We start from the raw sequence: 24,955 nt of genomic DNA on the forward strand, positions 1-24,955 counted from the left end.
TGGGCTGGTGACGACGCGAGACGAACGTCGTTTCAATTTATTTTCTTATCCAACCACAAGACCTTCATATGAAAAAGTCCTTGACTGCGGCAGCGCTCGCAGCCTCCTTCGCATGTACGGCACATGCTCAGAACAGCGTCACACTCTACGGTGTGATCGATGTCGGCATGAACTATGCGAACAACATTGGTGGCCACAAGCAGTATTCGATGGTCGCCGGAAATCTGAGTGGCGACCGTTGGGGGCTACGAGGCACTGAGGACCTCGGCGGTGGACTGCAAACACTTTTCGTGCTTGAAAACGGCTTCAGTGTTGCGAACGGAAAGCTAGGTCAAGGGGGCGACGAGTTCGGACGCCAAGCCTATGTCGGTTTTTCATCGTCGAACATAGGTACCGTCACGTTCGGGCGTCAATATGATTTGATTAACGACTTGACCTACATGTTCGTGGCGGCTCAAATGTGGAGCGGATTCGCTAGCGCCCATCCTGGCGATGTAGACAACACAGATGGTAGCAACCACGTCAACAACGCGATCAAGTTTCGCAGCGTGTCGTACGGTGGATTGACGTTCGCGGGCCTCTACAGCTTCGGGGGTGTCGCTGGGAAATTCAACCAGAATCAGATCTGGTCAGTCGGGGCGAACTACAATTTGGGACCACTCACGCTTGGCACCGCCTTCGTTAACGCGCGAGATCCTAACTTTTCCTATTTTGGCAATACCGCGGCTTCAAGCACTACGGGGTCCAACATGACCGGAAGCCGCGTGTATTCGGGCTATGCGTCCGCGAAAAGCCAGCAGATCTTCGTCACCGGCGCTTCTTATGTCGTTGGTGCCGCTACGTTCGGCGTTGTATACAGCAACACGCAGTTCAAGGATATCGGGACGCTACCGGGTCTCCCGGCTACCGGCGCAGGCGGCGACGCAAGATTCCACGACATTGAAGCCAATGTCGGCTATCAACTCACGCCGTTCCTCCACCTCGGCGTCGCCTATAACTACCTGAAAGGATATGGCGTCAACGGTGCAACGTACAATCAAGGCGCGATCGGGGCTAACTACCTCCTATCCAAGCGAACTGACCTTTACACAGTCGCGGTTTACCAGCATGCGTCGGGCACCGATTCGACCGGCGGGAAGGCGGTCGCAAACCTCAACGGCCTGACCGCCTCCACAACTCAGAACCAGGTACAAGGAGTTGTTGGCATCCGGCATCGCTTCTAGCAGAAGCTTGAAGCACGCTTCAGTTTGACGCGCCGGGTGCGGTGAAAATGAGTCTCGTACGCGATCAGCTGCTCAGGCAGCAATCGGATGGCATTCAAAGCAAAGTGAACTGGCAAGGAATTTGACATGCCTGGCGATTTTCGGACCACTTGAAACTTGAGAGAATGGCTTCCAACGGAGAATGGAAACCATGAAGAAGAGCCGGTTCACGGAGGACAGATGGTCACGACGCTGCGCGAGGCGGACAAGACGTCGGTCGCGGAGATATCAAAGAAATACGGGGTAAGCGACCAGACAATCGATAACTGGCGCCAGTACATGGCGGCATGGATGCGGCCGACGTCAAGCCACTGAAGCAGCTGGAGCAAAAGAATGCCCGGCTCAGGAAGCAAGAAGATGCTGGCCGAACGCGATCGCGAACTGGACGTGATGAGCATGCCGGCGCGATGCGCCACTTGGCCGGCAGATGCCGTTGTGAAGGGGCCGCCGGTAAAGGGATGTGTCGAAGGGGGAAGGATAGCGCGCGGTTCTACGGACACGTCGGTGATGGTAATCTGCATATCGTCGCGTGTGTGCCGGGCATGTCGCCGCAGCCGAAGGAGGCGATCAACGAGATCGTTTATACGAATGTGCGCCGCTTCGGCGGAACGATCTCCGCCGAGCACGGCATTGGTCTGACGAAGAAGCCGTGGCTGCCCCATACGCGCAGCGAAGCCGAGATCGAACTGATGCGCCGCATCGAGCAGGCGCTCGATCCCGATGGACTGCTCAATCCCGGAAAGGTCCTGTGAGGCGCGCTGCGCTGCGGCGCGGCTGCTAATCCAGCACGATGCCCGTCTGTCTGAGGGCATCGCGCAAGCCGAGCCCAGGATACTTGCTCTCGACCACGCGCATGTCGCTGCGCGTTTCCTCGATGAGCCAGTCGCGCACATCGGCGACGATGGGCCGAAGCGGCCGGTTGGGAGGCGTGAGCAGGCAGCAGCGCCGGCTCGTCACGAGCAGTTCCTGTTCAGCGGGCACGAGCGCGCCTTGCGCGAGCCAGTGCGATGTCACGGTCAGCCAGCCGAGCGCAATGCCCTGGCCGAGCAGCGCGGCCTGCACCACGATGGCGTAGTCGTTGAAGCTCAACATGCTCTGCGCATGCCGCCGCTTCGAGGCGAAGGCCTGAAAGCGCTCGTGCCAGCCGCGCTCCTCGTCGTCCATGATGATGACCGTGTCGCCATACTCGCGGCCCGCATCGCTCATCGCATGCTCGTGATACCGCGCGTTGCATACCGGGAGCAGCGTTTCCGGCATCAGCAGCACGGCGTTCTCGTCGATCTCTTCGTCGTGCACGAAGCGCATGCCGAGATCGACGTCGACGAGCGGGCCGCCAATGCGCCCCGATATCAATTGAAACCGCAGGTCAACTGAAGGAAACGCCTGATGCAGTCGGCTCATGCGCGGCATGAGCCAGTGCGTGGTGAAGCCGGTGGATACCGAGAGCGTGACGGTCTCCACGCCGGTCGCGCGCGCTTCGATCTCGCGTATTGCACTCTCGATACCGCTGAAGCCTTCGGATATCTTGGTGTAGAGAATCTTGCCGTTGTCGGTCAGCTCGATGCCGCCGCGCACCCGTTCGAATAACTTCACACCAATGTGATCTTCCATGCGCGCCAGCATGCGGCTCACGGCGGGCTGACTCACATAGAGTTCCTGCGCCGCGCGCGTGAAGTTTCCGCATCGTGCGGCCGCTTCGAACACGAACAGCGCGTTGGCGCTCGGCAATTTCCTGCGAAGGTTTGGCATGACCTGATGTTATGCCTCATCCAACAATTTTGGAATTGCCGCCAAAAAGATCGCGCCTTATATTTTTTCCAACTGATGCTTTGACCGTGAGAGCCACACCATGGATAAACGTGATAAAACCGGAGTGTCAATCAGGGGTGCTACCAGGCGCTATGGCGCTGTGACAGCGCTCGACGATGTCTCGCTCGATATCGCGCCGGGTGAGTTCGTCTCGCTGCTCGGCCCGTCGGGATCGGGCAAAACAACGTTGCTCGGCATTCTGGGCGGATTCGTTCAGCCGAGTTCGGGCAGCGTGTGGGTTGGCGAACGAGACATTACATTTGAGCCGCCGCACAAGCGCAATATCGGTATCGTGTTTCAGAACTACGCGCTGTTTCCGCACATGACGGTGGGGGAAAACGTGGCGTTCTCGCTGCGCGCGCGGCGCGAGCCGAAGGCGACGTGGGCTAAGCGTGTTGCCGACGCGCTCGCCATGGTCGAGCTCAAGGGCTATGAAAGCCGCAGCGTGCATCAGCTTTCGGGCGGGCAGAAGCAGCGCGTCGCGCTGGCGCGCGCCATAGTGTTCCAGCCGCAGCTCATTCTGATGGACGAGCCGCTCTCCGCGCTCGACAAGCAACTGCGCGAGACCATGCAGATCGAGCTGCGCAGGCTGCATCGGCAGCTCGGCGCGACCATCGTCAACGTCACGCACGATCAGCGCGAAGCGCTCACCATGAGCGATCGTGTGGCAGTGCTAAAGGATGGCAAGCTCGTCCAGATCGACACGCCCGAGCGCCTTTACGATCGCCCGTGCGATGCCTTCGTGGCCAGCTTCATCGGCGAGGCGACGCTGCTCGACGTGAGCCGCGCAGGCGACAATGCCGTGCGCCTGGGCAACACGCTCCTGCGTACCGCCCACCCCTTGCCGCGTGGCGACAAACTCCTGCTCGCCGTACAAACCGAGAAACTGGTCATCGACGGCGAGAGCCGTCATGCCGAAGCCAACCGCCTGTCGTGCCGGGTAACAGAAGTGCTGTATCAGGGCGAGAGCCTGCGCGTGTTCGCGTCGCTTGCCGACGGCACCGCAATCAGCCTCAGGCAGCCGGGCGGCCACGACGCGCGGCAACGCATTCCCGAGCCGGGCGCAGCCATGACCGTTGCGCTCGATCCGCAGGACACCATCGTCGTACCCGCATAAGTTCATTCCCCGCCTGTGCACGGGCGATTTCGACGCAAACGCAGATACGCAACCCGTAGAGGATGAAGCAATGAAGCTCACCGATTTCAAGGTCCTGACGTTCGATGTCGTCGGCACGCTGATCAACTTCGAGGCGGGCGTGCTCGGCTCCGTGCGCCGCCTTGGCGGTCCGAAGGCGCAAGACCTGACCGACGACCAGATCTTCGGTCCGTACATGGAAGGCCGCGCGAAGTTCTATGGCCGCTCCAGCCATGAAATGGCGAACGTCTACCTGCATCTCGCGAAGAAGCTCGGCCTGCCCGACAGCCCCGAGTGCGCGGCGGCGTTCCAGCGCGACGTGCTCGACTGGCCCGCGTTCGAGGACTCCGTCGCCGCATTGAAGCGCCTGCGCAAGCACTTTCGCCTCGTCGCGATGACCAACGCGGACCGCGTCGCGCTTTCGGCCTACGCCCACACGCTCGGCGACCCGTTCGACGACACCGTATGCTGCGATGAAACCGGCGTCGCCAAGCCCGACCCGCAATTCTTCGCCTATAACTGCGGACGCCAGGCGGCCTTCGGCTACAAGTTCAGCGAGATTCTGCACACGGCGCAAAGCCAGTATCACGACATCGGCATCGCGACGAAACTCGGCTACTCGACGTGCTGGATCGAGCGTCGTCAGGGCATGAAGGGCTACGGCGCCACACCCACGCCGGAAAGCTTCACCACGCCGACCTGGAAGTTCGCGACGCTCGCCGGCCTCGCGGACGCCGTGGACGACGAGCTGCGCGCCGCAGCCTGACGATGCGCGCGCCGACGAACTTACCGCGCCCGCATGCCGCATCGCTGTGGCGGGCGATGGCCGGCCGCGTGCCGACCATGGACGCGCCGGTCAGCACCGGCGCGCCGCTCGCCCGCGATCTCGACGTGGAAGTGGCGATCATCGGCGCGGGCTATTCGGGGCTGAGCGCCGCCCATGCGCTGCAACAGCGCGGCGTGGACTGCGTAGTGCTCGACGCGAATCCGATTGGCTGGGGCGCGAGCGGGCGCAACGGCGGCGTGGTGTCGTCGAAGTTCCGCCTCTCGTTCCCGTCGATCGCAAGCTCGCACGGGCTCGACGTCGCCATACGAATGCACCGGCTCGCGCATGACGGTGTGCGCGCGGTGCAGTCCCTGATCGACGAGTTCAACCTCGAACGCGCGCGCTTCGAACATACTGGCAGCCTGCGTTGCGCGCATACCGAGCGCGCGCTGGCATCGATCTGCGCAGAAGCCGACTGGGTGCGCAACACGCTCAAGGACACCTCGATGAGCGTACTCACGCGGGCGCAGATCGAGCACGAAACGGGATCGAAGGGTTTCGTCGGCGGTGTGCTGAGCGCCGATGCGGGCACCATCCTGCCGCTCGAATACGTGCGCGGCCTCGCGGCGGGCGTCACGGCGCGCGGCGTGCCGGTCTACGAGTCGACGCCGGTCATCGACATGCAGCGCGCCGACAACGCCCGCGTGCTGCTGCGCGCGCCAGGCGGGGCGGTGCGCGCGAAGCAGGTGATCGTTGCGACCAACGCGTATTCGAACCTGACCGATGCGACCTCGCAGTACCATCGCGAACTCGTGCCGTTCAGAAGCGCGATGATCGCCACCGCGTCGCTGCCGCCCGAACTCGACGCGCGCCTGATGGTCAACGGCCGCAGCTACACCGAAACGCGCCGTATGATGAAGTGGTTCCGCAAAGTCGATGGCCGCATGCTGTTCGGCGGCCGCGACGCGTTCGGCAAGGAAGGGGAGCTGACTGGCTTCGACGCGCTGCAACGCGCAATGGTCGCGCTCTTTCCCGACCTCGCGCACGTGCCCGTGCAGTACCGCTGGTCGGGCTATGTCGGCATGACGTTCAACGCACTGCCGCACATGGGGCGCAGCGACGACAGGACCACGTTCTGCCTCGGCTACAACGGCGCGGGGGTAGCGATGGCGAGCCTCATCGGCCAGCACGCGGCGGCGCTCGCGCTGGGCGAAAAGCCGGAGCTGGCCATGCTCGCGCAGGAGGGGCTTCGGCCCGTGCCATTTCACGCGCTGCGCGCGCCGGGCGTCAGGCTCGTCGCTGCGTGGTATCAGTTTCTCGACGCCGTGGGTGCATGAATGACAACAGCCAAACGGATGTTTCAAGACCCGACCATGCTTCACGCCACCACCATCGATCCCGCCGTGCGTCACCAGCGTCGCGAAGATCGCACGATGTTGCTGCTGATGGTGCCGGCCCTGCTGACGATCGTGGTGTTGCTGGTGGTGCCGCTCGCGTGGCTCTCGTGGCAGTCCATCTATCACGACGGCGCCTTCACGCTGGTCAATTATCGACGCGTGTTCACGGGGGCTTATCTCGACACCTTCTTGCTCACGTTCAAGCTCAGCTTCATCGTGACAGCCGTGACCTTGCTGCTCGGCTATCCGGTGGCGTATTTCGCGGCTTCCATCCCGCCGCGCTGGAGCGCGCTCGTGCTCGGCATGATCATCCTGCCGTTCTGGACCAGCGTGCTCGTGCGCACCTATGCCTGGCTCGTGCTGTTGCAGCGCACCGGCCTCATCAACAAGGCGCTGCTCGGCATGGGCCTGATCGACCGGCCGTTGCAGCTTTCATACAACCAGTTCGGCACGGTCATTGCGATGGTGCATATCCTGTTGCCCTTCATGGTGCTGCCGCTCTATTCGGCCATGCAGAAGATTCCCGCGAACCTCTCGCAAGCGGGCGCGAGCCTCGGCGGCTCGCCGCTGCATGTGTTCCTGCGCGTGTTCCTGCCGTTGTCGATGAGCGGCGTGCTTGCGGGCGTGACGCTCGTGTTCGTGCTGTGCCTCGGCTTCTACATCACGCCTGAGCTGATGGGCGGCGGCAAGTCGATGATGGTGTCGATGATCGTCAGCCGCAACGTCGAGATCTACAACAGCTGGGGCGCGGCGAGTTCGGTGAGCGTGGTGTTGCTGATCTGCGTGTTCGCGATCTTCTATGCGGTGAGCCGCGTGATTCCGCTCGAAAAGACGCTGGGAGCCAAGTGATGCAGATGAGTAGCCAACTTTCGTTCGGGCGCGTGACGCTGGGCGCCTCGGTGATGCTGATCCTCGCGTTCCTGATGGTGCCGGTGATCATCGTCGTGCCGCTGTCGTTCTCCGACGCGCGCTTTCTGACCTTCCCGCCGCCCGGCTATTCGCTGCGCTGGTATCACGCGTTTTTCGACAACCCCGAGTGGATCGCGGCGGCGCGAACGACCTTCATTGCCGCGACGTCCGCCGCGCTGCTCGCCACGCCGCTCGGCATCATGGCCGCTTACGGCATTCAGAACGGCTCGCACTGGTCGATGCGCTACATGCGCACGCTGCTGATGCTGCCGCTGATGGTGCCGATCATCATCGTGGCCGTGGGCGTGTTTTTCGTCTACACGCAGGCGGGCTATGTGAACACGCTCAGCGGCCTGATCGTCGCCGACACCATGCTCGGCCTGCCTTACGTGCTGATTTCCGTTGGCGCGGATCTGCGCACCTTCGACCGCACCCAGGAAATGGTCGCGCGCAGCCTCGGCATGAACCGCCTGCGGGCCTTCATGACGGTGACGCTGCCGCAGATCAAGGCAAGCGTGATCTCGGCCATGGTCTTCGTTTTCATTCAGGCGCTCGATGAAACCGTCGTCGCGCTGTTCGTCTCGGGCGGCAGCAACCAGACGCTCACGCGGCGCATGTTCGTCACCCTGCGCGACGAGATCGACCCGACCATCGCCGCGATCAGCACGATGCTCACGGCCATTACGCTGTGCCTCGTGCTGATCGTCGTCGTGAGCAGGCGCTCATCGGCGGCGGCGGCGGCCTGACTCTCCTGGAGTGAACCTTTATGCAGCATATGCAGCAGTTCTATATCGACGGCGAGTGGGTCGAGCCTTCGGGAGCGAGGCGGCTGGCCGTGATCGACCCTGGCACGGAGGAGTCGCTAGGCGAGGTCGCGCTCGGCGACACGCGCGACGTCGACCGCGCGGTTGCCGCGGCACGGCGTGCGTTCACCACCTTCTCGCAAACGCACGTGCAGGAGCGCGTTGCGTTGCTCGAACGCGTACTCGCCATCTATCTCGACCGTTATGACGAGATGGCTGCGGTCATCTCACGCGAGATCGGCGCGCCGGCGCAGTTGTCGCGCGCGTGGCAGGCAGCGCTAGGCAAACGTCATCTGGAGGAAACGCTGCGCGCCTGCGCGCAGTTTCGCTGGCAACGGCTCAAGGGCACGACGCTCGTTAATCACGAGCCGGTGGGCGTGGCCGCGCTCATCACGCCCTGGAACTGGCCGATCAACCAGATCGTCTGCAAGGTGGCGCCCGCGCTCGCCGCGGGCTGCACGATGGTGCTCAAGCCGAGCGAAGTGTCGCCGATGAACGCGCTTTTGTTCGCCGGAATCGTCGATGCGGCCGGCGTGCCCAAAGGGGTATTCAATCTCGTGAATGGCGATGGCCCGACCGTCGGCGCGGCGCTCGCGGCGCATCCCGGGGTCGACATGGTGTCCTTCACGGGTTCCACGCGTGCGGGTGTCGAGATTGCCCGGCTCGCGGCGCCAACGGTCAAGCGCGTGCATCAGGAGCTGGGCGGCAAGTCGGCCAACATCCTGCTCGACGATGTCGATTTCGAAGCGGCGGTGACGTCGGGCGTGCTTTCGTGCTTCAGCAACAGCGTCCAGTCGTGCAATGCGCCCACGCGCATGCTGGTGCCGGCCTCGCGTCACGACGAAGCGGCGCAGATTGCCGCGCGCGTCGCCCGTGCGCAGCGCGTAGGACCGGCTGACGGCCCCGACACCACCATGGGCCCCGTCGTCAGCGACGTGCAGTACGGACGCGTGCAGCGGCTCATCGAGATCGGCGTCGAGGAGGGCGCCACGCTAGTCGCGGGCGGCCCTGGCAAGCCCGATGGCCTCGAGCGCGGCTACTTCGTCAAGCCAACCGTGTTCGCCAACGTGACTCCTTCAATGACCATTGCGCGAGAGGAGATCTTCGGGCCGGTGCTGGCGATCATGCCGTATCGAGACGAGGCGCAAGCCGTGGCGATCGCCAACGACACGCCGTTCGGGCTGGCCGCATACGTGCAGTCGAAGGATCGGGAGCGCGCGCGGCGCGTGGCCCTGCAAATGCGCGCAGGAAGCGTGTACGTGAACTATCCGGCGTGGGATCCGTCATCGCCATTTGGCGGCTACAAGCAGTCTGGCAACGGGCGCGAGTACGGCGAGTGGGGCCTGGAGGCGTTTCTGGAGGTCAAGGGGATCGTGGGCTACGGCGAGTGATACGCCGGCAATGTCACAGCACGTCACCGCGCGCCACGGCCTTATGCGTGGAGACGCAGCAGGTCCGCTACCCGTTCCGCCATCATGATCGTCGGCACATTCGTGTTTGCACACGGAATGGACGGCATCAGCGAGGCATCGCACACGTGCAAGCCCTTCACGCCATGCACCGCGCCATCTGAATCCGTCACTGCGAGCGGATCGCTGGCCGAACCCATGCGGCAGGTTCCCGACGGATGCCATGTCCCGCCGACCGAACGTTTGACGAAATCCGTCATCGCACGGTCGTCGGCCAGCAGCGCGTCGAGCGTCACGCCTTGCGTCACGACACCTTTGATCAACGCGCGCCGCAAAGGCCCGACCATGTCGAGCAAACCGCTCAGCAAGCCGCGCTGCACCGCGTTCCACATGCCGGGCACGGCCACTGCCGCCACACGCGGCGAATAGCTCGACGGAAAGATCACGTCGCGACGCCCCGCCATGGCGGGCGAGGCCAGCGTCGCCGCGCCAAAGCGCAGCGCGAGCTTAAGCCGTTCGAGGTCGCGCGCGTCGGAGAGCATGGCGAAATCGACTTTCGGCTCGTCGAACACGCTCGACGACGCGAGCGTCACACGGCCGCGCGAATACGACTTGTTGACCCAGAAGAAGAGCGTGCCGAGCCGGTAGCCCACCGAATGCCAGCCCGAGCGTGACAGGATCGCGCCGTGCATGTCGCCGGGCACCGTGCGTTCGAGCGCCGACGAAAACCGCACGATCGCCTGCTCATGATGCTCGTCGGGAAACGGCGTGCGAGCGCCGCGCGGCAAAAACGCCGACACCGCGATCGACGGATGCTCCATCAGGTTGCGCCCCACGCCCGCGCGATCGGCAATCACGTCGATGCCATGCGCCGCGAGTTCATCGGCTGGGCCAATGCCGCTGCGCATCAGCAAGGCGGGGCTATGAATCGCACCGGAGGAGACGATCACGCGCCGCGCCTTCACGTCCTCACGCGTACCGTCCGCCCGCACGATGCGCGCGCCGAGGGCTACGTGGCCATCGAACAGGACGCGCTCGACGACTTCGCCCGTGCGTATCGAAAGATTGGGGCGCTCGCGCGCGGCATCGTCGAGATAGCACACCGAAGTCGGAATGCGGTCGCCTTGCGCGCTCACCGCGATCGACCCGATGAACGTGCCGTCTTCCCACGGGCCGTTCTGGTCGCCATGAAGCGCGTAGCCGTTCTGGCCGAGCGTATCGAGCACGGCGCGCACGAATGGCGAGATCCGCGGCCACTTCGTGCGCTGGATGCGTAAAGGCCCGTCGCTGCCATGACGCGGGCCGCTGAAATCGGAATCGGTTTCGAGCTTGCGGAAGTAGGGCAGACACGACGCCCAGTTCCAGCCCGAGGCCCCGAGCGCTTCCCATTCGTCGTAATCGGCGGGCGCGCCGCGATTGGCCATCAGCGCGTTGATAGCGGAGCCGCCGCCCAGCAAACGCGCCTGCTCATAGCGGCGCAGGGCGGCGCTCGCGCTCATGCGCGCCTTCAACTGCTGCCAGAGGTTGCGCGTTTCCAGATACGCGCGTCCCGGATAGCGGGTGCGGATCGCGTCGGGCATGGTATGCGCGGAGATATCGCGGCCCGCTTCGACGAGGCAAACCTTCGCACCCCTGTCTTCCGACAAACGCGCGGCCAGCACGCAGCCCGCCGAGCCGCCGCCCAGAATCAGATAGTCGATCACGTGTGGAGGGAGTGGGCCGCGCATCTCGCACGATGCGCGGCACGTGAGGAATGAGGAGCGTGAAGAGAGTCGTGCGTTACTGCATGAACTTGAGCCAGCGTGCCTTCGCCTGAATGCCCGGCTCCGACGCCCACCATTCCTCCGACATCAACGCTTGTTTCGCCGCGTTGGCCGGCGAGCTAGGCAGTTCGGCCGCACGCTTCTCGCTGATCTTGCCGGTCTTGAACGCAGCCGGGTTGCCCGGACCGTAATCGATATATAGCGGCAGATCGGCCTGCAGATCCGGCGACAGCGCCGCATTGATGAAGCGCACGGCGTCGTTCAGGTTCGGCGCATTCTTGAGCACGCACAATTGCGTGTTTTGCAGAATGCCGTCGTTGAACGTGAAGCCGATGTCCGGGTCGTCCTTCATCACGGCGCTCGCGCGGCCGTTCCAGATCATGGCCATGTCGACTTCGCCGTCATGCAGCAATTGCGCGGACTGGCCGCCCGACGTCCACCACACGGTAATGTCCGGCTTGATCTGTTCGAGCTTCTTGAAGGCGCGATCGACGTCGAGCGGATACAGCTTATCGCGCGGCACGCCGTCGGCGAGCAGCGCGGCTTCGAGCACGGTCACGGGATCATTGCGCAGCGCGCGCGTGCCGGGGAAGTTCTTCACGTCCCAGAAGTCCTTCCAGCTTTGCGGCACTTTCTTCAGCGTTTTCTTGTTGTAGCCAATTACCGTCGAATAAAACTCATATGCAACGGAATAGGGCGTGCGGTACTTGGCGGGCACGCTCGCCGCGTTGGGCAGCTTCGAGAAGTCCAGCTTTTCCAGCAGGCCCGCGCGGCCGCCGCGCAGACAGTTGGCAGTTGGGGTGTCGACCACGTCCCAGACCGGCTTGCCCGTTTCGCCCTGCGCCTTGATTTGCGGCCACGCGTCGGGAATGCTGTCCTGGTTGATGGTGATGCCGAGCTGCTTCGCGGCGGGGTCGAGAATCGCTTTGGTCTGGGCTTCCTGATAGGCGCCGCCCTGCGACACGAAGGTGATCTTGCCCGCTGCGAAGGCCGGCGAGGCGCCCGCGATGGTGAACAGCAATGTCATGGCCAGCGGGCGCAGCGGAAAGCTCGAACAATGGAACCTTGCAATCTTCATCACGGCGTTTCCTCGACATGGGTGAAGCGGTGGACGTCTTGCAGGCGGCGCGCTTTCCCGCAATTGCACAAACGGAAAAGGCGCGCGTTTGAAGTGAATATATTGAGTCAATTTCGCGGCGGCAATACCGCAATTGTTGGAGTGTCCATGACCTGATGTTATGTTGGCGCGAGCCTCATGGACCTCCGGGATTACCTCAATCCAGGCCGCCCTGGCAGAGGTATTTGATCGACAGATAGTCGTCGAGACCGTACTTCGAACCTTCGCGGCCGTAGCCCGATTCCTTCACGCCGCCGAACGGAGCGGCTTCACTTGAAATCGCGCTCTCGTTGATGCCGACAATGCCCGCCTCCAGCGCCCGCGACATACGGTCGATACGGCGCACGTCCTGGCTGTAGAAGTACGACGCGAGGCCGAATGGCGTGTCGTTGGCGGGAAGCAGGACGCTGCACGGGGAGGTATTCCTTGTACACGCGATTTAACGGCGACCACTCTCACTTCACGTCGGCTCTGGACTGAAAATAGCGTTATCAGTCCAGTGCCGTTTCGCGCTCGGCGGCACAGCGGGGACGCGTGCGCTAGAGGCGCTGCGAGCCGCGGATCTTGGCTTGCTGGTAACGGCGCGCAGCATCGCCCAGGTGGGGCCCGCCCGCCAGAAGCCGCCGAAGTGCCGGACATCACCAACCAGCGCGTGGTAGCTGCCGGCGAGCAGCGGATCCATCGGTTCAGGTCTGACAAGCGGGACAGCCGGGGTGTGTGGCAGGGCAACGTGGCAGACGCGCTGATAGTCGATGGCGCTGCGCCGCAACGCTGTGATGGCGTCACCTGGCGTGGCGCCGATCGCCTGCAGCCGGGCCCCTGCCAGTCGCGCCGCGAATTGCCTGTCCCGGGTGCGGTAGATCCAGCACCACAGGCGCTTGCCCCTGAACCCGACCAGGCGCCGACGCCGGAGATCGAGCTCCGCAGGTTCAATCGTTTCGATGACGGTCCACCCGGCATCGCGCGACCATATCAGGCACGCGCCGGAATGGTCGGCCAGCATTTCATCACGGCGCTGCTCAAGCGCGTCCGTGTACGCTGCGCGTCGTTCGGACTTGGTTGCTTGGGGCGCGGCGCCCCAAGCAGAAGCCGCGGCGGTGACGAACTGCAGGCCGTCGGGCGTCGCTCTGGCCAGCCACGCGCAGTTACTCCATGGTGCATAGGACTCCGTATCAGACCATTCCGCAACACCCGTGTGGGCGACGAGTGCGGCACGCAGATTCGCTTCTTGCCAGACGGCGCCCAGCGTGACGCGTGCAGCGTGATATCCAGCCCAGCGGGCCTGCGCAGGACTCAATGCATTCGCGCCCTTTACGCAGCATCCGTCCTTGATGTGGTTGCGCAGCCCACCGACAACGTCCCATGGTGGCTTTCGACCGGGCCAGCCGCGCAGCTCGACCTCAGGTTCAATCGCCCGTGACCAGAGGACGTCCGTGAACGCACGGAGCGTGCGCACGTCGGACTGTATCCGGCAACCGATTTCCAGCGGGTCGCCCGTTGCCACGAAGGACCTGACGATCCGCGTTGAGTGCGGAGCAATGTGCCTGCGGATGTAACGTGCGAGCGCACGATATACCGTAGCGTCGGGCGTTTCGTCCCAGAACGCGGTGATGGGCGGTGGTCGTTCTCTGGGTGGAGGCCGTAGAGGGAATGCGGGGTGCGGTGCCACGGCGGCGCGGCGCGAACGACAGCGAGAAAATGCCCCCGCCGGCTGGAGACGGTGGCAAAGCGCGCGTCGTCCTCGTTGTCGAGCTGCAACCAGAAACACTGCCCGAGAAGATCGGTTCGCAGCGCTAACCACTCGGCGGAATAGCGGGAGGCGGCGAAGTTGAAGTGGGGCCGAGTCGGCAAGGCTGGCATCGGGGCGCCGTGCGTCGCATGCCTCCCGGCATAGCAAGGCAGGTAGGCCCGGTGACCAGGAATGATATTTGCTTCGGGAAACTGTTTGCTTCACGGTCCATTCCCTCCCCCAACGACCCGATCACCGTGGACACGATCCTTCTCGTTGACGATGACAGGAAGACCCTGCGCCCGCTCCGCATCATTCTGGAGGGTGAGGGATTTCGTGTGCTGACCGCGCTCAGTGGGGATGCTGCCGTTTCCATCACCGAAGCAGACCGGCCCGACCTCATCGTTACGGACTGGATGATGCCTGGTATGGACGGCGTTGCGCTTTGCCGCCGGCTGAAGGCCGACCAAGCGACAGCGGCCATTCCTGTTGTCATGCTTTCGGCTGCGCAGCCGCAGCAGCCTCCCCCAGGCGAACGCTTATGGGACGTCCTGTTGAGGAAGCCCACACCGATAGCGCGTCTGATCGAAGTGGTTGGCAATCTGCTAGACGCTCATCGGTAATTTGCGACGCGGCAAGCTGCCTTTCTTTCGTAAGCGTTGCTTGAGCACCGGAAGCATGAGGCCCTGTAACTCGTCTGAATGAAAGTCAGCACACATGCCGATGATCCTGTGTCAGGCGAAGCCAGTCATGAAAGTAACGCCTGCGTCAGCACTTGGCTCGGACGTTGCGGGGTCAGAAGAAACATAATTCAGATACAGGAAAGTTTCCTGGGTCAAGCCAGCCACTCCGCGGGAAAGCACCGGTCTTTATGGTGCTAACGTACGCACAGAACGATAGCTCATAAATTTTGCATTTTGCCGATCCAGCATGTATTATTGTGCGAACGATAGCATTATGAGTCGCTTGCAAAGGCGACTGAATGCTAGTAGTGCGTCATGATTCGCGGCGATATCGCGATCAACCGACGCGGCGGCGTGCAGGGCGCGCATGACTCGTAGCCCGTGGCGAGGAGGATAACGTGAATTTTGAAGAGTGTACCTTGCGGTTCCACGTTGAAAAGTGGTTCGGGTCAGCCGCACTTTCGTCATTGGAGGTCCGTCGCGTCCGACCGCAGAGGCTTGGTCGAGTTCGATGTGTCCGCGTGGCGTTTGCCAGGTCTGAGAAGCCCACGGAGATATTCTTCTTTCAGCATCGCGACGGCAGGTGGAGCGTCTCGCCGCCGGACGTGCGGCGACCGTCAATGACACAGTCGGTGAATATGTATGGGTGCGGGATCTGGAAGGAATCGTGACTCCGATGAAACGTAGGACCGCAACTTTTGAGTATGGCGATTGCGAATCGCAGAGTGGCCATTCTTCTGGTTCGCGGTCTACCAGATTCACAATTTTGCACACACCATGCGAACTTTGGCGTGGGAGGAGCGCTGGAACCGGGCGTCTCCCGGAGGCTGGATGTACAGCGTCGAACAAATTCAGAAGCGCTTCGTCTTCGCAGGTACAGAGGGGGCGCGCCAGTGCGTGAGACGGCACGGTACTGCGTTGCCAATTCATGAAATCCGTTCGGTGCTCGGGAGTTTGATCCGCATTTTAAATGACGCGATTTCGGACGGGTATTTACCCTCCGGTGCACGCTCTCTGTGGCGTTACATAGAGCCCGAATCGTTGTTATTGCTGAGGGAAGCGCAGTCCGAGCCGAAAATCCTTTCGCTCACGGACGTCGCCAACCGTTCGTCGGTTCCAGTTTCCAACACAAATATATCAGTGATTGAGTCCCATGCGCAGAAGAAGGGGTAACAAACCCCGTCGCGAAAAGGATGTGCACTGGGTGCAGCCCCACGGTTCCCTGCTCCCTTTGCCAGACGAAGAAGTGCGAGGACGCGCTCTCACCGTACATCTCGCTTTGGCTGTTTGTCGAGCGGGAAAGGGAAACAAATACCTGTTGTGTGAACTTGCTCGTGTGTCCTACTCGTCCTACTACATGTGGAAGAAGGGGGTGGGTAGTGCGGAGGTCGACACGTTTACTGCTGCCGAGCAGGTTCTGGAACTCGCCGCAGAACACGCCGAGGAATCGGGGATATGGTTGCTCGCCGCGAGTTCGCCCGTTGAGCGACTGGTCTGCCTATACGATGAACAACTGGCTGCCGTAACGAAAGCCGTCTTCTACGAGTGCGAAATGCAGGTCGTGCAAGCCATTGCTCGCATTTCTCACGCGTCGGTGCATGGCTTAACACCCGTGGAGAAGAGAGCCGGGATGTACCAGACAGCGTCCGATTGATCACGAGTGCACCGATCGACTCACGATCGTCTCGTGCGGTGTGAACATATCCGTACTCGTCCCTTTCAGCTTTGCCATGAATCTTCTTCAATGCATGCGGATTTTCTCGAAGGTCGTGTCTACGGGCGGTTACGCGGCGGCTGCGCGAAGCCTCGACACGACAACGTCGGTGGTCTCGCGGTCTGTCGTACAGCTGGAGACACATCTAGGCATCCGTCTACTGAATCGTACGACGCGAAGCGTCGCTCTGACAGAATCGGGTGAGAAGTATCTTCATCAATGCCAGAAAATTCTCAAGAACATTGAAGAAGCAGAAGCTGAGGCAGCTGCGTCGGCGACGCGATTGACGGGGAAGTTGAAAGTCCACGCGATTTCGAGCTTTGGACAGAACTTGCTCCTTCCTTCGGTCCTCCGCTTTAAGCGCGAAAACCCGACTGTCCAGCTCGACCTGACGCTGTCCAGTACGCCGGCTGACATGATTGAAGATCGATACGACTGCTCGGTTGTTTTTGCACCTGAACTGCCTGACTCAAGTTTCGTGAGCGCGAGGCTCGGAAGCATGGGCGGGGTAGTCTGTGCGTCGCCAGCGTATCTTCGGGAACACGGGATGCCAGATCATCCCGGGGATCTGGAGCGACACATCTGCGTCCAGCTGGCGAATGCTGTCTTTCCGGCAGAGCAATGGGTTTTCCAGGGAGACGATCGCATCTATTCGGTCGACATCGGGCACATGGGGTTCTCCGTGAACATGCCCGAAGCGCTGGCTCCGGCCGTCGCAGCGGGCCTCGGAATTGGTTTGTTGCCAATCTCTACGGCGCTTCCGGAGCTAAGGAGCGGACGCGCTATCCGACTGCTCGCTGGCTATGTCCCGCAACCTGTGAACGTCTATGTGCTCTACCAGTCCCGGAGATTCCTCGAGAAGAAGGTGCGCGCCTGGGTTGACCGCTTACGTGGGGACATTCCGGAGATCCTCCAACACTATATCGGCGAACTGCGGGTGCTCGACAGCGCAAGCGAGAGGGTGTGACTCGCGAATGTGAAGGGCGTTGTGCAGCTTCGCGCACCTGGCCTGGATCAACGAAGATGTACCGCGGTGCCGGCACGACGATCAGCGCGCGACCGCCCAGCCAGGATCTCGCCGGGTACGAGCCTGGTCGATGGAGGCAGCGGGAGGTCGCTCCGACAGCTGAACCTCGCATCGGCGTGAATGGCCATGGTCACCGCCAGGGAAAGTGAAGTCCATATGGCGGTCGATACGCCATGGCAATTGCTTACTTGGCAGGTGACGGGGGCGAATGACGAGCAGCGTGCGCACGAAGCGAGGCGCGACACCGGGGCTTCAAGTGATTGCGTCGTCTCATTGCATAACGGCTTGCGCCGCTGTCGCGCCTTTGGATGGTGGCTCCGACTGAGCAAGCGACCACCGCGAACCCGCACAAGGGTCCCCGCACTCACCGGAGATTTACTTCGTGGTTTTCCGGTCACGAGCCCCGTTGACGTTACAAACCTGACGAAGCGAGCGTCGTCCCCACTGACCCAGGCGGATCATGATGCACGGTAGCGACTGGATGAAGCCACCAGGACGCGTGCGCGACACGCGTTGGGTAGCTGGCCCGACGTCGGTTTGCACGTGCGAGGCGCCGAGCGTCTCGCTGCCACGTCCTGATTCTTGAGAAACAAGCAGGCAGACGGGCAGCGATGCCGCGATGAGGGCACAGGTAAAACGCTTTTCCTCGTGGTCCATCCGTATTCTCCAGCAGTCGGTGCACCAACTGGTTAGGCGCGTGAGCTTCGCCTCGTGTGCCGGCATCTACCGGATGGCGGGCGTTTCCGCATCACTCCGCGGATGTTCAGCCGGCCAGTACGACGTTGTTGCACAACGTGCCGATACCTTCGATTTCGACTTCGATGATATCGCCCGGCTTGATGGGGCCGACGCCCGCCGGCGTGCCGGTCATGATGTGGTCGCCCGGGAGAAGCGTCATGTATTTGCTGAGATAGGCGATCAGCGCTGGAACGCCATAGACCAGCGCCGACGTGTTGCCATCCTGGCGCACCTCGCCGTTGACGCGCGTGATCAAACGCAGGCCGGACGGGTCGAGTTCGGTTTCGACAACCGGGCCAATCGGAGCAAACGTATCGTAGCCCTTGCCCACAAGCAGGCAACCAAATTCGCTTTCGCGGCGCTGGAGGACGCGGTCGCTGACGTCATTACCGCATGTATAGCCAAGCACGTACCTGAAAGCATCTGCTTCCGGGACGTTGCGTGCCTCCTTGCCGATAATCACGACGAGCTCGCCTTCGAAGTGGACGTTTTCACCGTCGACCGGATAGACAATCGGTTCAAGTGGGCCGATGACTGTCGTGCTGGGCTTCATGAAAAGTACGGGGCGCGTCGGGGTCGGTTTGCCGACCTCCTTCGAGTGCGCACGGTAGTTGTAGCCCAGTCCAAAGACACGGGGCCGGTAGAAAGGGCTCAGGACCTTGATAGCAGCTTCTTCATCGAAGTGCCCGCTCGGCTCAGCGTTGTCCAGTGGGGAGCCCCCCAGCCGCTCAATCTTTCCGCCGTCGCGGAGGACTCCGTAGTGAACCTCGCCGTTGCTGCTGTATCTGAGAATTTTCACTCACTGTCTCCTCGTGCTGATCTTTAATGCTAACGTTAGCGCAACGGCGTTCAGAATGTCAATGCAGAAATCCCGCAGTGGTCAGTTGCCTGAACAGGTAGACGATCGATGGTGCGAATATTCGCTGTATCGTGCGTAAACACAAGGTGCTTTGCACTCGACGTTTAGTTTGACCCGGAGACACTCACAGCGTTGACGACGCCGCCGTAAGCAGACTGCACCTGTGCGGACGCGTTGGCGGTTTTCGCCTTTGCCAGGCGCGTTTCCGCGGTCATGAGATTGTCCGGATACTGCAGGTCGCTCCCTGTGGGGTTGTAACCGGATTTCTCGACTTGAGCGAGGTCTGATTTCACCTGTGCACGAGTGGACGCCGTTTGAGCCAACGCAAGGATCGGCAACGAGAAAGCGATGGTGGCAATGAAGGCTTTGGCGGTATTTTTCACAGTGGATGACCCTTCGGAAGTTTGAGCCGCCTCGATGTTCAGCAGCTTTCGAATCCATTCTATCGACGCCATTTCTAAGGGAAAGTACCTGGATGGCAATGCTTTGTTAGCACGATAGCAACGATGCGGGCGACGTTCTGGTATGCATAGCCAAAATCATCCGCGGAAAATATGGGGGCCTGACGAGTGCTCGCTGAATGGCTGTGAAATGGCAATGGTGCTGCCCACGGCGCGGAGGGGGCACGCTGGGATGCGATGGAACGCGGGGTGAAAGGCCGTTCGTGGACGTCAGGCGCTACTAACGACGCGAGAAGCGGGAATGCGGCCGTTGAAAGGGCCCGGCCAGCGAGGAATGCTGGCCGGGCTTGCTGCTTCAGCCTCACGCCGGTGACGCGTGAGGTACGGGGAACGGTCAGGGAGTCACGATGTAGTTGCTGAATCCGCCATCGCGATCTTTCAGGCCCGAAATCGCTTCATTGACGCTGTCGAGCGGGAAGAGACGATGCTCGAGATACGAGAGGTCGAGTGTGCCGGTCTTCACCATGTCCGCCATCTCCTGTCCTTGTGCGGTCGTGAACCAGTTCGATCCAATAATGTGGATCTGTTCGTCCATCAGCCACTTCACGTCGATAGGCAGGTCTTCGGCGACGCCGCCGACGTTCACGACGCGGCCACCGCGACGCACGCCCTTCATCGAGTCCAGCATCGTCGCCGCAGGTGCCTTTGCACCAAGCGCACTGATTGCGAAATCGGCACCTTCGCCACCGGTCATCGACTTTGCCCATTCGCCAGTCGAACCTTCACCAAGCTTCATGACTTCGATGCGATCGGGCGCGAGTGCCTTCACCCGCTTGAGCAGCGCTTCGTCGCGGCCGGTACCGAGAATGCGTGAGAGCCCCATTGCAAGGCCGAGAACGGTTGACGCGACGCCGAGCGTACCCGTAATGCCGTCGATGAGCGCGACCTGGCCAGGACCGGCGTTTGCGTTCTTGAGCGCACCGTACGAGGTACCGAGATAACCGAAGCGGCCTGCCTGCTCGAACGTCATGTTGTCGGGCAGGTTGACGAGCGAGTATTCGGGCGCCGTCATGTACTCACTGAAACCGCCATACGGATACAGGTCGAAGATGCGCTGGCCGTCGCGGCTCGTGCTGAAGTAGCCGTTGAGGGTGTAGTAGCTGCATTCGCTGCGCCGGCCCGCGCGACACGCCCTGCACGAACCACACGAGCGCAACGGGCTGACGTATACCCGGTCGCCAGGCTTGACGTTCAGGACCGCTTCGCCGACTTCTTCGACGACGCCAGCCGGGTCGAGGCCGAAGATGGCCGGGAATTTTGGCAGCGGTTGATGCGGAAACCAGGTTGGCCAGTTATTGATGACGTTGCCCATGTTCGGGACAATGCCGCAGGCCTTCACGCGTACGAGAACGTCGGTGGCTCGCGGCTTCGGGACCGGAATCCTGTCCAGTGTCATCGGGGTGTGAAGGGCGTGCAGGCGAGCTGCAACCATCATTCGTTCCATACTATCCTCTGCTATCAAAAGTTCTTCTACGTGGCCGCGACCAGTGCGTAGCATGCGTGCGGGTGCACAGCACTGGCCGTCGCCGGCATTCTGTTGCCCGACTGCGTGTGGTGCGCTCAACAATGAGGGGAGACCTAAACTGGACCGGTAGCTGGCGGCCTCGACTCCCCGTTCAACCAAAGGACTGCATCACCGATAGCTTTCCTCCAGTTCGATTTTCAGGCCGCCCATGATCCGGACGCCGGAGTTGTACCAGGCGACGTTCAGCGTGAGTTCCACGAGCTGCTGTTCGTTGAGGAACCTGGCGGCACGTGCCCACGCCACATCGCTGACGTTGACCTTGAGCGTCGATTCCTTCGCGAATGCCATGACTGCGCGTTCTTCTTCGTCGAAGAGCGGAGATGCCTCGAAATCAGGGATATTTTTCAACTGTTCTGCCGACACGCCGGCCTTCAGGCCGTGCGACTGGTGATGCGCGATCTCGTATTCCGAGTCGGTGCAATGTCCTACCGTCAGGATTGCCAGTTCGCGCAGTTTCGGGTTGATTGACGACGCCCGGATGGCGTTCGCATACGACAGGAACTGGTCGAGGATACGCGGCGCATTTGCAAGCGCGCGAAAGATGTTTGCGGTCGGGACCTTGCGTTCGCGCTCGAGGCGGTCGAAGAGTGCGTCTTCGACACCGGCGACGTCGGAGCGCTGGAGATACTTTACTCGTGCCATGATGAAAACCTTGTTTCGTGTTCTGCGGGTTAGGTCAGGTTGCTCTGGACGTACTTCTCGAGGGTCATGGGATTCGGTTTGACGGCTGGGTCCGTCAACGGCGTACCTTCGAAGGGGCTCGCCTCGAAGTACCAGCGGTGTTCTGCGGGCAGGCCCCAACGGACGTTGGTGCTCAGCGTTGCCGCATCCCAGCGCACAGGCTCGATCTCGGTATCGATGGTCTGGTAGTGGCCGTCGCACAGCTCGACGCGATGACCATCGGGGTCGCGCAGATACACGAACAGCATGCCGCCGGGGCCGTGGCGGCCGGGGCCGCGCTCCACTTCCTGGCCGTAGCCGTGGATGCCCGCGATGTCACACGCCGTGAAGATGTTGTGCGACTCCGGGACGATGTAGGCAAAGTGATGCATGCACGGGCCGCTGTTCTCGACGATCGCAAGGTCAAGGCAGGTGCCCTTGCGGTACATGAATGCGCCGAGCAGCTTTTCGCCGTGCGACAGGTATTCCGAGTTGCGGAATCCAAGGCGGCTGTAGAACGCGCACGACCGGTACGTATTCGGCGAGAAAATCTGGAAGTGATCGATGCGCTGGGCGTGCGCGCCTTTAAACTTGTCCTTGTCGAGATAGAGGCGCGGGCGCGTTTCCATCGTTGCACACAGTTCGAGCGGGGTGCCGAAGGGGTCCGAGACATGCAACGTGCGGCCCTGGTAAGGGACGTCCACCCATTCAGCGTCGAGCCCTTCCTCGCTGAAGAACCGGTATGCGACGTCGAGGTCTTCGTCGAGGAAGACCCGGAAACCGATGCGCTTGCAGGTGTAGGCGGCATCACGCGACCGGACGAGGGCAAGGCTGTGATGACACGCTTCCGCGAGGCCGCGCAGATACACGGTGTCGGAAGTCTCTTCGGTCACAACGAGGCCGACGATCTCCGTATAGAAATGCTTGCTCTTCTCGAGGTCAGCGACATTCAGGACGATGTGGCTCGCGCGGGTGATATTGAATGGGGGGCGAAGGTCGACAGCGGGAAGCATGTAATCCTCTCTAGCGGTTTCGTGTTTCGAGGAGCGCGCGTTGGTACGTCGAACGCGTCTGTCAGGCTGCGAATTCGTGAGCGCGGCCTGCTCGGTGCACTTTTTGACGAATGAATCGATTCAGCCCGCGCGACGCTGGAAAGGAAGCGCGGACCAGCCACTAAATCTGGCCTCGCTGCCGAGGCTCTCTTCGATACGCAGGACTTCGTTCCATTTGGCCATGCGCTCGGAACGGGAGAACGAGCCGACTTTCAGCTGCCCAGCGTCCCAGCCGACCGCCAGATGGGCAATCGTGACGTCTTCCGACTCGCCGGAGCGTGCGGAGACGATGGTTCCGAAGCCCGCGCTCTTGCCCTCCTCAAGTGACAGGTGTGTTTCCGTGATGGTGCCTGCCTGGTTCGGTTTGATGAGCACGGCGTTGAGCGCGTGTTGCGCCGCTGCCGTCCTGACGCGCGCGGCATTCGTGACGAGATAGTCGTCCCCGATGATCTGGCAGCGCTTGCCGTAGGTTTCGGTGAAATGCCTAAAGCCGGCGGGATCGTCTTCCGCAACCGGGTCTTCGATGGAGAGAATTGGATACGTGTCCATCCAGCGCCCGAGCATGTCAATCATCTGAGCCGAGTCGAGCGTTCGACCGTCAAGCGCCAAGGTGTACTGTCCGTTCTTCCCAAACTCGGACGCTGCGATGTCGAGGGAAATGCCGACCTGGTCGCCTAACCGCAGGCCCGCGAGTTCGATCGCGCTGACCAGGGTGTCCAGCGCATCCTCGTTGCAATCAAACGCGGGCCAGTAGCCCCCTTCATCGGCGACACCCTGAAGCTTGCCGGCCTGCTTCATCAGTTCGCCGGCGGCGCGGTACACCTCGGCTGTCCATTCGAGTGCTTCGCTGAAGCTGGCAGCTGCGGGACACATCAGCATGAAATCCTGAACATCTACGCGGCGCGCAGCATGCGCGCCCCCACCAAAAATCTGGATTTCGGGAAGGGGGATGCGCACCGGCCGGCCTCCAGAGAGGTATTGCCACAGGGGCTGGCCATGCGCGGCCGCCGTAGCGTGCAGCACCGCCATCGATGTTGCCACGATGGCGTTGCCGCCGAGGCGACTGCGATTCGTCGTACCGTCAAGCGCAACGAGCGTGCTATCAATTTTTTCCTGGGCTGACGCGTCGGCACCCTTGAGCGTACTGGCGATTTCGGTGTTGACGGCAGAGAGGGCCTTCTTGACATCAAGGCCGGCGAACGGCGTGCCGCCGTCGCGCAGGTCGAGGGCTTCGCCCGTGCCGGTCGAGGCGCCCGCAGGGGCGATGGCACGGCCCTTGACGCCGCCTGCGAGGGTAACCTCCACTTCGACGGTCGGGCGGCCACGGGAGTCCCATACGCGGCGGCCGTGTACCTTGGTTATCGTCGTATCAATTGTGTGCATTGTCTGTCCAGATGGTGTGGGTGTCGCGTTCATGAATGCCGGCAGAGGCCGGGAGAGGACGCGGCGCGGAGCGCGGGTACGCACGCCTAGCGCGCGCCACGCACTCCAATGAGGACGAACGCGAGGGTGGCCGGACGTTCGCCCCTGTTTCTCCAGGCATGACGCGTTCCGTTCTGGACGATGACGTCATGCTGGCGCAGGTGGCGGGTTTCCCCGTGGTCGAGTTCCAGCCAGATCTCGCCGTCGAGCACGACGCCGTAGTCGACAGTCGGGGTCGCGTGCATGCCGTCCGGCTCAAAGCGCTCCGCAAGGCCGGGGGCGAGGGCGAGGTTTTCCGAGATCGCGGCTTGAGCGTCGAAGGCGTCCGCCGTGAAGACCGAGTCCGGCGGAAACGTCACGACAAGAAAGCGGGTGGAGGACGCTGGAGGCACAACAGTCGTGACGCCCGGCGTGGGGTCAACGCCAGTGTGCGGCAAGGCAGTGTCCGCTTCCGTTGCCCAGACCAGGCGCGAAACCATGCCGGGGATTTTGCTGTACTCCCCTGGGCGCGGCGGATGGCCTTCGTGCGCGAAGATGGAGCTTCCATCCGCCGCATGGCCGGTCACCACGCGCTGCAAATGCACCGGCACGCCCGGCGCTGTGGTCAACGCGTCCTGAGGCTCTTCGTGGGCCATGATCGTCTCCAGTTATTGCTAACGTTTGCACAAATTCTGGCAAATCCAGTCAGGGGTGTCAACCGTATTTCATCGCGATT

General features: G+C 62.0%; 24 protein-coding genes and 2 pseudogenes. 13 read left to right on the forward strand and 13 right to left on the reverse strand.

Annotated features, from left to right (window positions below; all coding sequences use genetic code 11):
- Nucleotides 1-68 precede the first annotated feature (68 nt).
- The 3 genes and pseudogenes from A3CW_RS0127730 (at nt 69) to A3CW_RS51290 (ending at nt 2,014) form a co-directional block, all read left to right on the forward strand.
- Entirely contained in the window at nt 69-1,223 is a 1,155-nt protein-coding gene (locus A3CW_RS0127730; protein ID WP_028206464.1) for a porin, read from the forward strand.
- 190 nt (nt 1,224-1,413) lie between these two features.
- A pseudogene (locus tag A3CW_RS51285) lies at nt 1,414-1,655 on the forward strand (transposase); the annotation flags it as partial.
- A 65-nt stretch (nt 1,656-1,720) separates the two neighbouring features.
- The gene (locus tag A3CW_RS51290; RefSeq protein ID WP_245623758.1) at nt 1,721-2,014 is read left to right on the forward strand and encodes an FAD-linked oxidase C-terminal domain-containing protein; all 294 of its coding nucleotides are present in this window, start codon (nt 1,721-1,723) and stop codon (nt 2,012-2,014) included.
- A 25-nt stretch (nt 2,015-2,039) separates the two neighbouring features.
- On the opposite strand, the gene A3CW_RS0127745 is transcribed toward A3CW_RS51290, so the two are convergent.
- Nucleotides 2,040-3,011 (reverse strand): LysR family transcriptional regulator, encoded by a 972-nt coding sequence (locus A3CW_RS0127745; protein ID WP_028206467.1) that lies wholly within the window; start codon nt 3,009-3,011, stop codon nt 2,040-2,042.
- A 100-nt stretch (nt 3,012-3,111) separates the two neighbouring features.
- Between A3CW_RS0127745 and A3CW_RS0127750 the strand changes: the two genes are divergently transcribed.
- The 6 genes from A3CW_RS0127750 (at nt 3,112) to A3CW_RS0127775 (ending at nt 9,472) form a co-directional block, all read left to right on the forward strand.
- Nucleotides 3,112-4,188 (forward strand): ABC transporter ATP-binding protein, encoded by a 1,077-nt coding sequence (locus A3CW_RS0127750; RefSeq protein WP_028206468.1) that lies wholly within the window; start codon nt 3,112-3,114, stop codon nt 4,186-4,188.
- Between the two features lie 70 nt (nt 4,189-4,258).
- Nucleotides 4,259-4,972 (forward strand): HAD-IA family hydrolase, encoded by a 714-nt coding sequence (locus A3CW_RS0127755; protein ID WP_028206469.1) that lies wholly within the window; start codon nt 4,259-4,261, stop codon nt 4,970-4,972.
- 2 nt (nt 4,973-4,974) lie between these two features.
- Complete coding sequence (locus tag A3CW_RS0127760; protein ID WP_028206470.1) at nt 4,975-6,309, forward strand: NAD(P)/FAD-dependent oxidoreductase; 1,335 nt, start codon at nt 4,975-4,977, stop codon at nt 6,307-6,309.
- Complete coding sequence (locus tag A3CW_RS0127765) at nt 6,310-7,218, forward strand: ABC transporter permease (RefSeq protein WP_035514146.1); 909 nt, start codon at nt 6,310-6,312, stop codon at nt 7,216-7,218.
- Nucleotides 7,219-7,223: 5 nt separating this feature from the next.
- Nucleotides 7,224-8,024, forward strand: coding sequence for an ABC transporter permease (locus tag A3CW_RS0127770; RefSeq protein WP_028206472.1), 801 nt, complete (start codon nt 7,224-7,226; stop codon nt 8,022-8,024).
- A gap of 20 nt (nt 8,025-8,044) precedes the next feature.
- A complete protein-coding gene (locus A3CW_RS0127775; RefSeq protein WP_028206473.1) occupies nt 8,045-9,472 on the forward strand; it encodes an aldehyde dehydrogenase family protein in 1,428 nt (475 codons plus the stop codon).
- Between the two features lie 41 nt (nt 9,473-9,513).
- Here A3CW_RS0127775 and A3CW_RS0127780 read toward each other — a convergent pair whose 3' ends face one another.
- From A3CW_RS0127780 to A3CW_RS0127795, 4 genes and pseudogenes are all read right to left on the reverse strand, one after another.
- The gene (locus A3CW_RS0127780) at nt 9,514-11,193 is read right to left on the reverse strand and encodes a GMC family oxidoreductase (protein WP_028206474.1); all 1,680 of its coding nucleotides are present in this window, start codon (nt 11,191-11,193) and stop codon (nt 9,514-9,516) included.
- Nucleotides 11,194-11,269: 76 nt separating this feature from the next.
- Nucleotides 11,270-12,331, reverse strand: coding sequence for an ABC transporter substrate-binding protein (locus tag A3CW_RS0127785; RefSeq protein WP_035514149.1), 1,062 nt, complete (start codon nt 12,329-12,331; stop codon nt 11,270-11,272).
- A gap of 196 nt (nt 12,332-12,527) precedes the next feature.
- Nucleotides 12,528-12,764 (reverse strand): annotated as a pseudogene (locus A3CW_RS51295) (aldehyde dehydrogenase family protein); the annotation flags it as partial.
- 66 nt (nt 12,765-12,830) lie between these two features.
- On the reverse strand, nt 12,831-13,874 hold the full coding sequence (locus A3CW_RS0127795; RefSeq protein WP_028206476.1) for a hypothetical protein: 1,044 nt from the start codon (nt 13,872-13,874) through the stop codon (nt 12,831-12,833).
- 482 nt (nt 13,875-14,356) lie between these two features.
- Here A3CW_RS0127795 and A3CW_RS50625 point away from each other — a divergent pair, with 482 nt between their 5' ends.
- From A3CW_RS50625 to A3CW_RS0127820, 4 genes are all read left to right on the forward strand, one after another.
- On the forward strand, nt 14,357-14,722 hold the full coding sequence (locus A3CW_RS50625) for a response regulator (RefSeq protein WP_028206477.1): 366 nt from the start codon (nt 14,357-14,359) through the stop codon (nt 14,720-14,722).
- 891 nt (nt 14,723-15,613) lie between these two features.
- Entirely contained in the window at nt 15,614-15,955 is a 342-nt protein-coding gene (locus A3CW_RS0127810) for a hypothetical protein (RefSeq protein ID WP_154678054.1), read from the forward strand.
- A 163-nt stretch (nt 15,956-16,118) separates the two neighbouring features.
- Nucleotides 16,119-16,436: a hypothetical protein gene (locus A3CW_RS0127815; protein ID WP_028206479.1), complete on the forward strand. Its 318-nt coding sequence runs from the start codon at nt 16,119-16,121 to the stop codon at nt 16,434-16,436.
- A 76-nt stretch (nt 16,437-16,512) separates the two neighbouring features.
- Nucleotides 16,513-17,463 (forward strand): LysR family transcriptional regulator, encoded by a 951-nt coding sequence (locus A3CW_RS0127820; protein WP_028206480.1) that lies wholly within the window; start codon nt 16,513-16,515, stop codon nt 17,461-17,463.
- Nucleotides 17,464-17,898: 435 nt separating this feature from the next.
- Here A3CW_RS0127820 and A3CW_RS52560 read toward each other — a convergent pair whose 3' ends face one another.
- The 8 genes from A3CW_RS52560 to A3CW_RS0127855 all read right to left on the reverse strand — a co-directional run bounded on the left by A3CW_RS52560 (nt 17,899) and on the right by A3CW_RS0127855 (nt 24,875).
- Nucleotides 17,899-18,180, reverse strand: a complete 282-nt coding sequence (locus A3CW_RS52560; RefSeq protein ID WP_154678055.1) for a hypothetical protein — start codon at nt 18,178-18,180, stop codon at nt 17,899-17,901.
- Between the two features lie 106 nt (nt 18,181-18,286).
- Nucleotides 18,287-19,060 (reverse strand): fumarylacetoacetate hydrolase family protein, encoded by a 774-nt coding sequence (locus A3CW_RS0127825; protein ID WP_028206481.1) that lies wholly within the window; start codon nt 19,058-19,060, stop codon nt 18,287-18,289.
- Between the two features lie 164 nt (nt 19,061-19,224).
- A complete protein-coding gene (locus A3CW_RS47850; protein WP_081771843.1) occupies nt 19,225-19,575 on the reverse strand; it encodes a DUF4148 domain-containing protein in 351 nt (116 codons plus the stop codon).
- A gap of 340 nt (nt 19,576-19,915) precedes the next feature.
- On the reverse strand, nt 19,916-21,016 hold the full coding sequence (locus tag A3CW_RS0127835) for an alcohol dehydrogenase catalytic domain-containing protein (RefSeq protein WP_245623759.1): 1,101 nt from the start codon (nt 21,014-21,016) through the stop codon (nt 19,916-19,918).
- Between the two features lie 198 nt (nt 21,017-21,214).
- Nucleotides 21,215-21,748, reverse strand: a complete 534-nt coding sequence (locus A3CW_RS0127840; protein WP_028206483.1) for a carboxymuconolactone decarboxylase family protein — start codon at nt 21,746-21,748, stop codon at nt 21,215-21,217.
- A gap of 29 nt (nt 21,749-21,777) precedes the next feature.
- Nucleotides 21,778-22,779: a VOC family protein gene (locus A3CW_RS0127845; protein WP_028206484.1), complete on the reverse strand. Its 1,002-nt coding sequence runs from the start codon at nt 22,777-22,779 to the stop codon at nt 21,778-21,780.
- 120 nt (nt 22,780-22,899) lie between these two features.
- On the reverse strand, nt 22,900-24,201 hold the full coding sequence (gene eno, locus A3CW_RS0127850; RefSeq protein ID WP_028206485.1) for a phosphopyruvate hydratase: 1,302 nt from the start codon (nt 24,199-24,201) through the stop codon (nt 22,900-22,902).
- An 86-nt stretch (nt 24,202-24,287) separates the two neighbouring features.
- The gene (locus A3CW_RS0127855; protein ID WP_035514151.1) at nt 24,288-24,875 is read right to left on the reverse strand and encodes a cupin domain-containing protein; all 588 of its coding nucleotides are present in this window, start codon (nt 24,873-24,875) and stop codon (nt 24,288-24,290) included.
- Nucleotides 24,876-24,955: the final 80 nt, after the last annotated feature.

The sequence above is a fragment of the Paraburkholderia nodosa DSM 21604 genome (assembly GCF_000519185.1).
Taxonomy (GTDB): domain Bacteria; phylum Pseudomonadota; class Gammaproteobacteria; order Burkholderiales; family Burkholderiaceae; genus Paraburkholderia; species Paraburkholderia nodosa.

Coding starts and splice junctions, on each gene's coding strand:
- A3CW_RS0127730 (WP_028206464.1), top strand. CDS start 69: ATGAAAAAGTCCTTGACTGCGGCAGCGCTCGCAGCCTCCTTCGCATGT.
- A3CW_RS51290 (WP_245623758.1), top strand. CDS start 1,721: ATGTGTCGAAGGGGGAAGGATAGCGCGCGGTTCTACGGACACGTCGGT.
- A3CW_RS0127745 (WP_028206467.1), bottom strand. CDS start 3,011: ATGCCAAACCTTCGCAGGAAATTGCCGAGCGCCAACGCGCTGTTCGTG.
- A3CW_RS0127750 (WP_028206468.1), top strand. CDS start 3,112: ATGGATAAACGTGATAAAACCGGAGTGTCAATCAGGGGTGCTACCAGG.
- A3CW_RS0127755 (WP_028206469.1), top strand. CDS start 4,259: ATGAAGCTCACCGATTTCAAGGTCCTGACGTTCGATGTCGTCGGCACG.
- A3CW_RS0127760 (WP_028206470.1), top strand. CDS start 4,975: ATGCGCGCGCCGACGAACTTACCGCGCCCGCATGCCGCATCGCTGTGG.
- A3CW_RS0127765 (WP_035514146.1), top strand. CDS start 6,310: ATGACAACAGCCAAACGGATGTTTCAAGACCCGACCATGCTTCACGCC.
- A3CW_RS0127770 (WP_028206472.1), top strand. CDS start 7,224: ATGAGTAGCCAACTTTCGTTCGGGCGCGTGACGCTGGGCGCCTCGGTG.
- A3CW_RS0127775 (WP_028206473.1), top strand. CDS start 8,045: ATGCAGCATATGCAGCAGTTCTATATCGACGGCGAGTGGGTCGAGCCT.
- A3CW_RS0127785 (WP_035514149.1), bottom strand. CDS start 12,331: ATGAAGATTGCAAGGTTCCATTGTTCGAGCTTTCCGCTGCGCCCGCTG.
- A3CW_RS0127810 (WP_154678054.1), top strand. CDS start 15,614: ATGTACAGCGTCGAACAAATTCAGAAGCGCTTCGTCTTCGCAGGTACA.
- A3CW_RS0127820 (WP_028206480.1), top strand. CDS start 16,513: ATGAATCTTCTTCAATGCATGCGGATTTTCTCGAAGGTCGTGTCTACG.
- A3CW_RS52560 (WP_154678055.1), bottom strand. CDS start 18,180: ATGGACCACGAGGAAAAGCGTTTTACCTGTGCCCTCATCGCGGCATCG.
- A3CW_RS47850 (WP_081771843.1), bottom strand. CDS start 19,575: ATGGCGTCGATAGAATGGATTCGAAAGCTGCTGAACATCGAGGCGGCT.
- A3CW_RS0127835 (WP_245623759.1), bottom strand. CDS start 21,016: ATGATGGTTGCAGCTCGCCTGCACGCCCTTCACACCCCGATGACACTG.
- A3CW_RS0127840 (WP_028206483.1), bottom strand. CDS start 21,748: ATGGCACGAGTAAAGTATCTCCAGCGCTCCGACGTCGCCGGTGTCGAA.
- A3CW_RS0127845 (WP_028206484.1), bottom strand. CDS start 22,779: ATGCTTCCCGCTGTCGACCTTCGCCCCCCATTCAATATCACCCGCGCG.
- eno (WP_028206485.1), bottom strand. CDS start 24,201: ATGCACACAATTGATACGACGATAACCAAGGTACACGGCCGCCGCGTA.
- A3CW_RS0127855 (WP_035514151.1), bottom strand. CDS start 24,875: ATGGCCCACGAAGAGCCTCAGGACGCGTTGACCACAGCGCCGGGCGTG.